Origin of the sequence: Undibacterium sp. YM2 (assembly GCF_009937975.1) — a bacterium.
Taxonomy (GTDB): domain Bacteria; phylum Pseudomonadota; class Gammaproteobacteria; order Burkholderiales; family Burkholderiaceae_D; genus Undibacterium.
The window spans coordinates 1,765,392-1,778,655 of the sequence record NZ_AP018441.1; the positions used below are offsets into that span (position 1 = coordinate 1,765,392).

Genomic DNA, 13,264 nt, shown 5'->3' on the forward strand with positions numbered 1-13,264 from the left:
TGATGCTGGACTTTGCGCCCAAAGGGCAACTCCGGGACTTCACTGCCAAATGGCAGGGCACTTATCCTGATGTGTCGTCTTACAGTGTCAAAGGACAGTTCATCGACTTGTCGATGACGGCACAGCCAGCGCAACTGGCCAGAGCCAAAACTGCCACGTCCCCGGCAAAGGCAGCAGTGCCCGCCATACCAGGGTTTGAAAATCTGTCAGGCAGCCTGGAGGCCAATGACAAGGGCGGCAGTTTCGTGCTGGATTCCAAAAACCTGTCCTTGCGCCTGCCCAGTTATTTTGTTGATCCTCTGATGCCGTTTTCAAGCCTGAACATGCATGCGCAATGGCAATTTGTTGAACAGGACAAGCTGATTTTCCAGATACATAAAATGGAAGCGCAACAAGAAGGCATGCGCGCCATCTTGTCTGGCAAGCACATCATGTCCATGCGTCACGGTGCCGATGCCCAGCCGGGCGAAGTGGATTTGACCGGCAGTATTACAGGCTTTGACCTGAAGCAGCTTGACCGCTACATTCCTGCCGCAGCAGAAGAGCATTTGCGGCACTGGCTGTTGAATTCCATACTGGAAGGCAAGGCCAATGATGTCAGCGTGCGCATACGAGGTGATCTGGCGCATTTCCCATTTCATACTACGGATGGCAAGAAAAACCACAAGGGTGAATTCCTGATCAAGGGTAGTCTGGCTGGGGCCAAACTCGATTTTTCTGCCGGTGCACTGAATGAAGACGGCAAGCCCCTATGGCCAGTGATTGATGACATCAAGGGTGGTTTCGTGTTTGATAAAGCCAGGATGGAAATTACTGGCGACACCGCCAAAACCCTGGGTGTCGATCTGAAAAAGGTCAAAGCGATTATTCCTGACTTGTCGCAGCATGGTGCCATCCTGAGTATTGATGGTGCGGTCAGTGGCAGTCTGCAAAATATGCTGGCTTATGTGGGGCGAGTCCGGTCAGTGGCTGGCTGGGGCATTTTCTCAAGGAAGCCAAGACTTCGGCACCTGCTGCCTTGCAGCTCAAATTGCAATTACCCCTGCAGCATTTGATAGAGTCAAAAGTCCTCGGCATTTTGCAGTTTGCTAATAATGACGTGGTTTTACAACCTGGTATTCCCCAGGTAACAGGCTTGAATGGCAAGCTGGAGTTCAATGAAACCGGGGTCAATCTCGGGACACTGAGAGGCATGGCGCTTGGCGGCCCGGTACAAATTACTGGCGGCTCGCAAAAAGATAACAGCGTTAAAGTCAGACTCGATGGTACCGTCACTGCCGATGGCATACGCAAGATCATTCCCGTCAGCATGGTCGATAAAATGGCTGACCGTGTCAGCGGTGCCAGCCGTTACACCGCCAGCATCCATGTCAAAAAACGGCAGCCGGAAATCATCGTCGATTCAACGATGGCGGGCATGTCCCTGAATTTTCCTGCGCCCTTGAAAAAGGCCAGCGCAGAGCTCATGCCTTTGCATTTTGAGCTGTTGCCACAGGCAGGCATGGATGCGCAAACTTTGCGTGATGAAATCCGCGTCAGTCTTGGCAACTCCATCAACACCAGATATGCGCGGCAAAAACAGGGCAGTGGGCCCTGGCAGGTGGTACGTGGCGGCATAGGCGTCAATGCGCCTGCACCAGAGCCGGATAGCGGTTTGAATGCCAATATAGAATTCAAGTCCCTGAACATAGACGAGTGGCGACGCCTGATGTCGCCAGCATCTGCGAGCCAGCAGGCCAATACCGCAGGCGCAGAAAGGGATAGTGCCGAAGTTGATTTGTCGCCTTACCTGGAACCAAGCACAGTAGCGGTCAGGACGCCGCAATTGAATGTCATGGGTAAGCAGCTGGAAAATGTCATCGTTGGGGTTTCCCGTCAAAATAAAACCTGGCAAGCCAATATACAGTCGAACCAGGTTGCCGGTTACCTGACCTGGAATGAGGGTACAGGTGGACAATCCCTGAGCAGTGTCACAGCGCGCCTGAGTAATCTCATCATTCCCCAGTCCGCCGCTGCCGACGTCAGTGAGTTGCTGGAAGGAAAAAATACCACAACGCAAATTCCTGGCCTGGATATCGTTGCTGAAAACTTTGAACTGTTCAATAAAAAGCTTGGGCATCTGGAGCTGCAGGCGGTTAATCAAATCCTCAGCCAGGGCAACGGGCGTGAGTGGCAGATCAATAAGCTGCAACTGAAAAATCCCGATGCTGATTTCAATGCCACCGGTAAATGGGCCAGCCAGGGCGGGGATGGGCGTACCCAGCTCAATTATGTGCTGGATATAGCAAATTCAGGCAAGCTGCTGGAACGTCTGGGCTTTGCCGATGTCTTGCGTGGCGGCAAGGGCAAACTAGAAGGTGATGTGCAATGGAACGGCCTGCCTTTTGCAATGGACATACCCAGCATGAGTGGCCAGGTCAAGATGGTGCTTGCCAGTGGTCAATTCTTGAAGGTGGATCCAGGAGCTGCGAAACTACTGGGCGTTCTGAGCTTGCAGTCCTTGCCCCGGCGTTTGACGCTGGATTTCCGTGATGTGTTTTCTGATGGCTTTGCCTTTGATTCCATCGCAGGGATAGCCCATATACAGCAAGGGGTGGCAAAAACCGATAACCTGAAGATGCTGGGTGTCAACGCGACCGTGCTGTTGGAGGGAAATGCAGATATCGTCAGGGAAGCTCAAGACCTGCATGTGACCGTCATTCCCGTAGTGAATGTGGGTACGGCGTCGGTTGTATATGGTCTTGCCGTGAATCCGGTTATCGGGCTTGGCACCTTTCTTGCTCAGTTATTTTTGAAAGAACCATTGAGCAAGGCATTTACGTTTGAATACAAGGTCAGTGGTTCATGGAAAGAACCCACTGTAACTAAAATTGAAGGCCGTGACAGCCCGTCGGCGATCAAGGCAGCAAGCAAGCCTTGAGTAAGCTCAGTATGGAGCCATGTGCTCATGTGACGGTAGCGTCATTTTTAAAAGAGGGTGATATGAAGATAGCAGCAATACAAATGATATCCACGCCCGTGCTGGCAGAGAACATGGCAACTGCCAGACGCCTGTTGCAGGAAGCGGCAGCCTCAGGCGCGAAATTATTATTACTGCCAGAATACTGGCCCCTGATGGGCTTGCAGGAAACCGATAAGGTGGATATTGCCGAGCCTATAGGGCAGGGACCCATGCAGGCCTTGATGGCCGAAATGGCGGGTACTCTGGGTGTCTGGCTCATCGGTGGCACCATCCCTCTGCAGGCCGCTGAACCTGGCAAGGTCTTGAATACGACCCTGGTCTATGATCCTCAAGGGCAACAGATTGCGCGCTACGACAAAATTCATTTATTTGGATTCAGCAAGGGTGAAGAGTCGTATGAAGAGGCGCGTACTATCGTCGCCGGTAACCAGGTCAGCAGTTTTGATGCAGGTTTTGGCAAGGTGGCGCTGTCTATCTGCTATGACTTGCGTTTCCCTGAATTATTCCGTGCGCTGGGAACCAGCTCCCTGATCGTTGTGCCTGCTGCATTTACCTATACGACAGGTCAGGCGCACTGGGAAATACTGTTACGTGCCCGCGCGATAGAAAACCAGTGTTATGTGCTGGCTTGTGGCCAGGGCGGCAAGCATGTGAATGGCCGTCGTACCTGGGGGCATAGCATGCTGATCGACCCTTGGGGCAAGGTCTTGAATGTACTGGAAGAGGGCGAGGGTATTGTCAGTGGCGACATTGATGAAAGCCTGATTGCCAGCATACGCGAAAGTTTGCCAGCATTGCGCCATCGCAAGTTATGAAGCTAGTGCGGGGATAAGGTGGCAATCAGCGGATTGAGCAGACCAGAGAAACCCGCAGATGCTCTACAATGTCAGTGTGTGCGCCAGCGCTTTGCATGTATGTTGCCAGTATTTTGCAAATATTTTGCAAGTAATGTGCGCTAATTTAATTGCAGTGTAAATAATTTATTCTATGACCCCATTTGATCCCGCCATGAGCCACCTCGCTATCGCACGCGATATTTTGCTTACCCCATTTGGCCTTGATGAAGCCAAACTCGGTAAGGTGCTGGGCAGCATGTTCACTCATAAAGTGGACTATGCCGATTTGTATTTCCAGTTCACCCGCAACGAAGGCTGGAGCCTGGAAGAAGGCATAGTCAAGACTGGCAGTTTCTCTATAGACCAGGGGGTAGGTGTACGCGCCGTCTCTGGCGATAAAACTGCATTTTCTTACTCTGATGAAATATCTGAGCAAGCCTTGTCCGATGCAGCCAAGGCAACCCGTACGATTGCCCGCCAGGGTACTGGCAAGATTCAGGTGGCATCCAGTCTTAAAGGTCTGGATAACCGCTCCCTGTACTTGCGGGATGACCCCCTGCATTCCATGGACGCCAATCAAAAAGTCCAGTTGCTGGAAAAAATCGAGAAAATCGCCAGAGCCAAGGACCCGCGCATAGTGCAAGTTATGGCCAGCATGGCCGGTGAATATGATGTGGTGCTGGTGGCACGTAGCGATGGTGTGATCGCTGGCGACATCCGTCCTCTCGTGCGTGTTTCACTGACGGTCATTGCTGAACAAAATGGACGTCGTGAAGTGGGCACCAGCGGTGGTGGTGGCCGCTACGATTATTCGTATTTCACTGATGCACTGCTGGAGCAATATGCAGAGGAGGCCGTCAAGTCAGCACTGGTCAACCTGGAAGCGCGTCCGGCCCCTGCTGGCCCCATGACCGTGGTACTTGGCCCAGGCTGGCCAGGCGTACTGTTGCATGAAGCGATAGGTCATGGTCTGGAGGGGGACTTCAACCGCAAGGGTTCCAGCACTTTCTCTGGCCGCATAGGTGAGCGAGTCGCAGCCAAAGGCGTGACCGTGGTGGATGATGGCACCATGCTGAACCGCCGTGGCTCCTTGAATATGGATGATGAGGGCAACCCTACCCAGTGCACGACGCTGATAGAAGACGGTATCCTCAAAGGCTATATGCAAGACACCATGAATGCGCGCCTGATGAAAATGCCGGTGACAGGCAATGCCCGTCGTGAATCCTTTGCCCATCTGCCCATGCCGCGTATGACCAACACGTATATGCTGGCCGGTGACAAAGATCCTGAAGAAATTCTCGCATCTGTTAAAAATGGTCTCTACGCTGTCAACTTTGGCGGTGGTCAGGTCGATATAACGAACGGTAAGTTCGTATTTTCAGCCAGTGAGGCATATATGATAGAAAACGGCAAGCTCAGCTATCCGGTCAAGGGCGCTACCCTGATAGGCAATGGTCCGGAAGTATTAAATCACGTCAGTATGATAGGCAATGACCTGCGTCTTGATTCCGGCGTCGGGGTCTGTGGCAAGGAAGGACAGAGTCTGCCGGTAGGCGTGGGTCAGCCCAGCCTGCGCATAGAGGGCCTGACAGTTGGGGGAACTGCCTGATGGCCTGTGGCTATCCATGTATTGACACGCAGGGCTTGCTCACATGTTAGTCATTGCCATCGTCTCTGCGAAAGGTGGGGTCGGCAAGACCACGATTACCGCTAATCTGGGTGTCGGTCTGGCGCAGCGCGGTTTTCCTGTGACTGTTGTCGATCTTGATCCGCAAAATGCCATGCAATGGCATCTCGGTGGCCTCGAGGCAGGCGAGACTAACGGCATCAGCTTGTTGACAGCTGCACGCGCCAAATTGATGGATGCCTGCTATACCAGCCAGTTTGGCTTGAACTTCATCCCCTTTGGCAATGGCGGTGAAAAGCAGCGCATGCGCTTTGAAGATGTGCTTGAGCAGCAAGAACCCTGGCTGCGCAAGAAACTGCAGGCAGCAAAACTGCCTGCCAATGCCATCGTCTTGCTGGACACCCCGCCTGGGCCCTCGGTTTACCTGAAGCAGGCTATCCACGCTGCGGACTTTTTATTGGTTGTTGTACTCGCCGATGCTGCTTCGTATTCAACTCTGCCCGAGATGGAAGAACTGATTTCGACCTATGGGCACAGAAGCCAGGCAGATGTTGGTTCCGCCTATATAGTTAACCAGGGTTCGCAGCGGCAATTGGCGCAAGATGTGGTGGCCCTGATTGCTGACCGGCTGGGTGAACGTATGGTGCCCTTCATCGTCCAGGAAAGTCCGCAAGTCGAGGAAGCGCTCGCCTATGAGCGTCCGGTACTCGAATACAAGCCGGATAATCCTGCGTCTTTAAGCATACAAAAAATCATAGACTGGTTGCTGGCCGGTTTACTGGGTGGCCGCTGATATTTCAATTGCGGGATCATGCTGAAATTTTCCCGCGTCTGCTACTACCATCTGACCGTTTTTTGTAAGCACGCTTGCCTGCATTGGTAATGTGTGACGCATAGTGTAAACGCCGATAAATTGTGCTGTTTTGGCTCAGTAATTGTGAAAATGGTTTGCAAAATAATTAAATTTTTATAAATGCTTGGTCTTATTATTAATTGTTGACAATTCACCATTCATATAGGCTGGACTAGCAATAAAGGCGAGTGGTAAAGTCGCAACGAATCAACACTCTCTATGATTTGCATGTCACGATAGTAGCCATAGAGAAAAAGTTAACGCAAAGGTGTCATGAGCATGTCCACAAATTCTATTCGCTATTACGAAGAGCAGCAGTGCTCAGTTCAATGGAGATCTTTCCTTGGAGCATTTTCTGCCGAGTTTGCTTCCAAAGGGGAGCCTGGCGACCTGCGCGCTTTCATGCATCAGTTGGGCCGCACCATGGCTGCCGGTTTTCACGTGGATGACGGCAGCAGCTTGCAAGCACTGGAGGCATGCATGAACAAGGTCTGGTCAGAAATGAACTGGGGCTGGGTGGAGCTGGTGGAAGAAGCCGATGCACTGGTCGTTGCCCATCATGCATCTCCGCTGAAAGTAGCATTTGGCGAACATGCACTGGAATGGTCTCCCGCTTTGCTGGAAGGTGTTTATGCGCAGTGGTTTGATGGCCTGGGTATGGACAAATCCTTGCGCCTGACACAGCGGGCTGGCGTATTTGAAGATGGACAATTATTTGTATTTGATTTGAAGAAGCAGTCAGAAGAGCCGTCTTATTTCACACGTCGTTAATTGGATTGTGACGCTGCAAGTAACCGGAGCTGGTGGACATTATGGATGATGACGTAAAAAATCTTTTTCAGAAATTTGGGCAATCAACTGATGCGTATCGCGAAATCAATCGTGATGCTGACAGTGAACAGGCAAAGCAGCGCTGGCCCTTGTTGCGTGACGTGCATCTGCATGCGGGACCGGCTCCTGCCGCGGCACCCACTCGTGCTCAGCACAGGGAAGAAGAGCTGGCCGCACCAGTCCATTTGAATGACAGTCCTTTCCGTCCCGCAGCCGTGAAAACTGCGGCGAGCAGAGCAACTGCGGTGAAAGCCAGCGCGGCACAAGCCGCACCTGAGGGGCATGCAAGCATCAGGCACAGCTCTCAATTGCCTTTGAAGCAAATGCTGATGCAAAAAGCTGCAGTCGAAGAGCAAGAGCTTGAACCCGAAGTAGCACCTCCATTTTTGTCAAGAGTGTTACCAACTGCACCAAAGCATAATACTGCAGGTAAAAAAGAGTCTGTTACCAGTGGCTTGTTTTCCAGCAGGGCCCAGGTTTCACCCGAGCGGGAAGTGGAAGCGTCTGCGCACGCTGTGCCTGGCGTTGCTGCAAGCACTGGCATACGCAAGCCTGTGAACGTCAGCCCTGCGCAAGTATCTCCAGCTACTGTCATACACAACATACCTGCAGCACATGCCATGCCTGTCAAACAAGCACATGTGCATGTTGAAGAACAGCGCGGTCAAAACGTGAAAACCAAACCGGCCGACAAAGACCAGCCTGTCAGTGCCGTCTTTGGTCGCCTGGCTGGCAAACAGGAAGAGGCCAGGCCAGCCGATGCGGGTACCAATTCATTCTTTAAAAAAATATTTAAACCATGAGGGTAGTTGCCGTCATTTCTCCCAAGGGTGGGGTAGGTAAAACTACCGTTACCGCAAATCTGGCGGCATCCCTGGCCCGTCTCGGTCCACGCATCACCATATTGGACCTGGATCCGCAAAACGCACTCAGATTGCATTTTGGTATGGCACATGATGATGCCAGTGGTATTGCGCAACAGGAGACCATGGAAAATAGCTGGACAAATGTCTTGTTTGAAAGCGCCTATGGTGTCGATTTCCTGCCTTATGGCAGCGTAGATGAAGATCAGCGCGCAGTTTTCGAGCAGGAAATCAAGGCCGATCCAAAATGGCTGGCAAAAAAACTGGCTAGCCTGAATTTGCCTGAAAACAGTGTGGTCCTGATAGACACACCACCTGGTCCCAGCATTTATCTGCAACAGGTCTTGCACGCGGCAAATTATGCGCTGGTGGTGTTGAAGCCAGATGCCGCTTCTTATTCAACGATACCATCGATAGAATCCCTGATCGATTATTACTGTGCTGACCGCAAGGAGTTTCTGGGTTATTGCTATCTGCTGAACCAGATGGACGCCGCCAAGCAATTGAGTCGCGATGTCTTCGGCATGTTGCGCAGCAGCCTGGGCAAGCGCTTCATACCTGTCACCATCCATAAGGATGAGGCAGTCAGTGAAGCACTGGCTTGCCAGACACCGGTCTCCTATTATTCCCAGCATTGTTCTGCTACGCATGACATGCAAGAGCTGACAGCCTGGCTGCAAACGAATTTCAGATTGGTTGATTAAATGCGTTCGATACTTAACTCCCGATATCTCTATGGTCGCCTCAACGACCTGGGGCGTGCCATGGTCAACTGGCCAGGCTGGGAGCGCAAGACACCGCGTTTTCTTGCCCTGTTGGTGGCGGTGTTCCTGTACTGGACCAGTATCAGCATCCCGCTGGATTTGCCGCTGCAAACACTGTTTTCGATTATCATTTTTAGTACTGCGCTGTATCTGCGCCGCTATACCGGTACGCTGATTTCACTGGTGATGGTGATGTTTTCCATCAGTGCCACCAGCCGCTATATCTATTGGCGCATCACTTACACCATAGGCACAGATAATCTGATTGACCTGTTCTTTGCGCTGGTGCTGATCATGGCTGAGGTGTATGCCTGGCTGGTGCTGCTGCTGGGTTATTTGCAAACCGCCTGGCCCTTGAAGCGCAAGCCAGTGATGATGCCGCCAGATACCTCGACCTGGCCCACCATTGATCTGTTCATCCCCAGCTATAACGAAGACCTGGCCGTGGTTAAGCCTACCGTGCTGGCGGCCATGGGCATAGACTGGCCAAAAGACAAACTCAATATCATTATCCTCGACGATGGTCGTCGCCCTGCCTTTGCCGAATTCGCCGCTTCAGTTGGTGTGCAATGTTTTACCCGTCCTGATAATAATCACGCGAAGGCCGGTAATATCAATGCTGCCCTGAAGCGTACTACCGGCGATTTCGTCGCGATCTTCGATTGCGATCACATGCCGACGCGCTCGTTTTTGCAATATACGATGGGCTGGTTCTTGGTTGATCCCAAGCTGGCGATGGTACAGACGCCCCACCATTTTCTGTCACCAGATCCGTTTGAGCGCAATTTGCAAACCTTCCGCAATGTGCCAAATGAAGGTGAGCTATTCTATGGTCTGATACAGGACGGTAATGATCTGTGGAATGCCACTTTCTTTTGTGGGTCCTGTGCCATCCTGCGTCGCACCTGCCTCGAAGAGGTGGGCGGCATTGCAGTTGAGACCGTGACAGAAGATGCACACACTGCATTGAAAATGCAGCGCCTTGGCTACAATACGGCCTACCTGGCATTGCCGCAGGCAGCCGGTCTGGCAACCGAGAGTCTGTCTGCCCACGTTGGTCAGCGCATACGCTGGGCGCGCGGCATGGCGCAGATTTTCCGTACTGATAATCCCTTGCTAGGCAAGGGGCTCAGTTTTGGCCAGCGACTTTGTTACAGCAATGCCATGCTGCATTTCTTTTATGGCTTGCCGCGCATGGTGTTCTTGCTGGCACCACTGTCTTACCTGTTTTTTGAAGTGCATATCATCAAGGCTTCAGCCCTATCGATTGCGGCGTATTCCTTGCCCCATCTCTTGCATGCCAACCTGACCAACTCCCGCATACAGGGCGCGCACCGGCATTCTTTCTGGGCCGAGGTGTATGAGGCAACGCTGGCATGGTATATCTTCCGCCCCACACTGGTGGCGCTGATCAACCCCAAACTCGGTAAGTTCAACGTGACTGCCAAAGGTGGTCTGGTCGAGCAGGAGCATTTTGACTGGACCATTTCCAAGCCTTACCTGATCATGTTGGGCATGAACATATTAGGTTTTTTTGTCGGTTTTGGCAGAGCATTGTGGTGGAATACTTATGAGATGGACACAGTCATCCTGAATATGCTGTGGACGATTTATAACCTGGTCATCCTTGGTGCTACCCTTGCCGTAGCAACAGAATCCAAACAGGTAAGGCGCACACACAGGGTCAGGGCAGTATTGAATGCGACCCTGCGTTTGAACAACGGTCACTCTATAGTTTGCCGTACTGAGGATTTTTCCATGGGAGGCATGTCTTTCCGGGTACCGGAAGGATTTCAGATGCACAAGGATGAAGACTTGATGATTTCTCTGTATGGCACCAACGGGGAATCCGTATTCCCGGCCAGAACAGTGTTCTTCAAGGATAATTTGCTCAGTGTGCAATTCATGCCACTGGATTTACAGCAGGAAATGGATTTGATCAATTGCACCATAGGCCGGGCCGACGTCTGGCTCAGCTGGTCAAATGACAGGGATATCGACCACCCGCTGAATGGTTTGAAAGAAATCGCCTATCACAGCATGCGCGGATTCAGCCGGTTTGGCACCAGTATCAAGCAATACGTCATGGAAAGAACGGGACATATGAATAAAATAAATGAGGCTTCCATCGTGAAAACCATCACAACAAGTATACGGGCAAAATTGTCGCGCAAAGGCAGTACTACGGCTCTGGCCATACTTTGTGGCGTAACTGCGATAGCACACCATGAAGATGTCTTGGCCAAGTCCAAACATGCAAGCGCCAGTGCTTCTGCCACTGCCAGCGCTCAGCCTGCTGTCGTTGAAAAAATCGCCCTGGAAGATTTGCAGCCAACATCGGTAATAGGTGGCCAGAAGACCTATAACATCAGCCTCAAGGACATGATAGGCATCAGCTCCAGTGTTGAATTGCGTGGCACCGAGGGCGAGCGTTCCTTCCCCTTCACCGTGCGTAGCGATGAGGTGATTACAGCAGCCAAGGTCAAGTATGGCATAGCCTATTCACCTGCTTTGCTGCCTGACCTGTCCCACATACAGGTGCTGGTCAACAATGAGCTGGTCAGTGTCGTTCCTCTGCCTAAAGAAACTTCTAAAGGCATTGTGCGTGAAGACGTTATCGACCCAAGGTTTTTCGCTGACTTCAATCAACTCAGTTTTAAACTCATAGGCCATTACACCCGGGATTGTGAAGACCCTTATCACTCCAGCCTGTGGGCCAAGCTCAGCCATACCACCAATCTGGAATTGACAGTTTCCCCGCTGACCCTGGCAAATGACCTGGGCATGTTGCCAGCGCCTTTCTTTGACAGGCGTGACAACAAATTGCTGGAACTGCCTTTCATCCTGCCAGCAACACCTTCACTGGAAGTCTTGCGCAATGCGGGTGTCGTTGCGTCCTGGTTTGGTCACCTGTCTTCTTACCGTGGTGCGCGTTTTCCTATCGAAGCCAATACCCTGCCACGTGGTAATGCAGTATTGTTTGCTACTGCCAATGAAGCGCCAGCGGGTGTGACTTTGCCGGCAATTGCTGGTCCAACCCTGGCTATCATGGCTAATCCGGCCAACCCCAAAGCCAAGTTGTTGCTGGTGTTGGGCCGTGATATCAATGAGCTCAAGATCGCCGTGCAGGCACTGACCATGGGCCAGATGGCCATGTCTGGTGAATCTGCCTTGATCAAGAATCTCAAAGAAATCGATCCACGCAAAGCTTATGATGCGCCAAAATGGTTGCCTACCGACAGACCTGTCAAATTCGGTGAGCTGGCTGCACCCCCAGCACTGAAAGTCAATGGCCTGACGCCTGACCTGATACGCGTGAACCTGCGCGTTGCACCTGACTTGTTCACCTGGCAAAAAGAAGGCGTGCCTATCGATTTGCGTTATCGCTTCACGCCACGTCCTACCGTTGATAAATCGACTTTGAATATTGGTATCAATGATGAGTTTGTACGCTCCTTGCCTTTGTCTGGTACACAGGTAGAAAAAGGCAAGATCAAGGAATCGGTCATGCTGTTCTTCAAGGATGGCCAGCGTTATGCCCAGGATGAAATCCAGGTGCCGACTTTCCGTATCGGTGCAGAGAACCAGTTGCAGTTCCACTTCTTCTACGATTACCCAAAACAAGGTGCCTGTAAAGATGTGTATCTGGACAATGTGCGTTCTGCGATAGACCCGGATTCGACGATCGATTTCTCGAACATGCCGCACTATGCAGCCATGCCTAACCTGGCATATATGGCAAATGCAGGCTTTCCGTTCACTCGCATGGCAGACCTGGCGCAAACCGCCATCGTCATGCCAGACCGCCCAAATGCACAAGAGATGGAATTGTTCCTCAATGTCATGGGCCGCATGGGTGAGTCTACAGGTTACCCGGTATTGAACAGCACCCTGATCCGTAGCGCTGACGTTGAAAAACATAGTGATAAAGACTTCCTGCTGTTAGGTGCAAGTGGCAATCTGCCTTTGCTCAAGCAATGGTCAAAATACATGCCCATGAGCATGGATGAAAACGGCAATCGTCTGCAATTGCCTACAGGTTTCCTGCGTCTCGTGACCCGATGGGCTGGCCGCGATCTTGACGCCATGGAACGCCATGCCGGTGAAATGCTGGCCAAGACTGGCAATGCCTTTGGTGCCATGATGCAGTTTGAATCGCCCTTGTCCAGCGGCCATAGCGTGATTGTCATGACCTCTGGCGATTCTGCCAGCCTGGCTGACCTGACTACCGGTTTGAACAAGGCTGATCTGCGCAGTAAATTCCAGGGTGATCTGGTGCTCATCAAGGGCGACCGCATCGCCAATGCACAGATAGGTGAAACCTATTATTCAGGCAGCTTGCCCTGGTGGACCTGGTTGAAGTGGCATTTATCTACTCAGCCTTTTATCATGATTATCTTCCTGATGCTCGCTTCACTGATTGCTGCGACCATGCTTTTCCGTTTCTTGCGCAAGAAAGCGGCATCCCGTCTGGCGCTGGAAGATAAAAAGAAATAATTGAAATGAATTGAGTTGTTTGGGCAGC

Annotated in this window: 8 protein-coding genes and 1 pseudogene; all 9 read left to right on the forward strand. The window is 51.8% G+C overall.

Going from position 1 to position 13,264, the window contains the following annotated elements; translation table 11 throughout:
• Positions 1-437: 437 nt before the first annotated feature.
• Positions 438-1,321, forward strand: a pseudogene (locus UNDYM_RS30545) (DUF3971 domain-containing protein); the annotation flags it as partial.
• A gap of 513 nt (positions 1,322-1,834) precedes the next feature.
• Entirely contained in the window at positions 1,835-2,920 is a 1,086-nt protein-coding gene (locus tag UNDYM_RS30550; RefSeq protein ID WP_232064108.1) for a YhdP family protein, read from the forward strand.
• A gap of 62 nt (positions 2,921-2,982) precedes the next feature.
• Complete coding sequence (locus tag UNDYM_RS07800; protein WP_162040533.1) at positions 2,983-3,777, forward strand: carbon-nitrogen hydrolase family protein; 795 nt, start codon at positions 2,983-2,985, stop codon at positions 3,775-3,777.
• Positions 3,778-3,949: 172 nt separating this feature from the next.
• Complete coding sequence (gene tldD, locus UNDYM_RS07805) at positions 3,950-5,410, forward strand: metalloprotease TldD (RefSeq protein ID WP_162040534.1); 1,461 nt, start codon at positions 3,950-3,952, stop codon at positions 5,408-5,410.
• A 43-nt stretch (positions 5,411-5,453) separates the two neighbouring features.
• Positions 5,454-6,221 (forward strand): cellulose biosynthesis protein BcsQ, encoded by a 768-nt coding sequence (gene bcsQ, locus UNDYM_RS07810; protein ID WP_162040535.1) that lies wholly within the window; start codon positions 5,454-5,456, stop codon positions 6,219-6,221.
• Between the two features lie 339 nt (positions 6,222-6,560).
• A complete protein-coding gene (locus UNDYM_RS07815; RefSeq protein WP_162040536.1) occupies positions 6,561-7,052 on the forward strand; it encodes a cellulose biosynthesis protein BcsD in 492 nt (163 codons plus the stop codon).
• Positions 7,053-7,093: 41 nt separating this feature from the next.
• Positions 7,094-7,915, forward strand: a complete 822-nt coding sequence (gene bcsP, locus UNDYM_RS07820) for a cellulose biosynthesis protein BcsP (RefSeq protein ID WP_162040537.1) — start codon at positions 7,094-7,096, stop codon at positions 7,913-7,915.
• Positions 7,912-8,679: a cellulose biosynthesis protein BcsQ gene (gene bcsQ, locus UNDYM_RS07825; protein ID WP_162040538.1), complete on the forward strand. Its 768-nt coding sequence runs from the start codon at positions 7,912-7,914 to the stop codon at positions 8,677-8,679. The genes bcsP and bcsQ (UNDYM_RS07825) overlap by 4 nt, the downstream gene beginning before the upstream one ends.
• Positions 8,680-13,236: a UDP-forming cellulose synthase catalytic subunit gene (gene bcsA, locus UNDYM_RS31330; RefSeq protein WP_162040539.1), complete on the forward strand. Its 4,557-nt coding sequence runs from the start codon at positions 8,680-8,682 to the stop codon at positions 13,234-13,236.
• The last annotated feature ends 28 nt before the right edge of the window (positions 13,237-13,264 follow it).

Bases quoted from the DNA above. Each gene is read 5' to 3' on its own strand.
- bcsQ (WP_162040538.1), top strand. From the start codon at position 7,912: ATGAGGGTAGTTGCCGTCATTTCTCCCAAGGGTGGGGTAGGTAAAACT.
- UNDYM_RS07815 (WP_162040536.1), top strand. From the start codon at position 6,561: ATGTCCACAAATTCTATTCGCTATTACGAAGAGCAGCAGTGCTCAGTT.
- tldD (WP_162040534.1), top strand. From the start codon at position 3,950: ATGACCCCATTTGATCCCGCCATGAGCCACCTCGCTATCGCACGCGAT.
- bcsQ (WP_162040535.1), top strand. From the start codon at position 5,454: ATGTTAGTCATTGCCATCGTCTCTGCGAAAGGTGGGGTCGGCAAGACC.
- UNDYM_RS07800 (WP_162040533.1), top strand. From the start codon at position 2,983: ATGAAGATAGCAGCAATACAAATGATATCCACGCCCGTGCTGGCAGAG.
- bcsA (WP_162040539.1), top strand. From the start codon at position 8,680: ATGCGTTCGATACTTAACTCCCGATATCTCTATGGTCGCCTCAACGAC.
- UNDYM_RS30550 (WP_232064108.1), top strand. From the start codon at position 1,835: ATGGGTAAGCAGCTGGAAAATGTCATCGTTGGGGTTTCCCGTCAAAAT.
- bcsP (WP_162040537.1), top strand. From the start codon at position 7,094: ATGGATGATGACGTAAAAAATCTTTTTCAGAAATTTGGGCAATCAACT.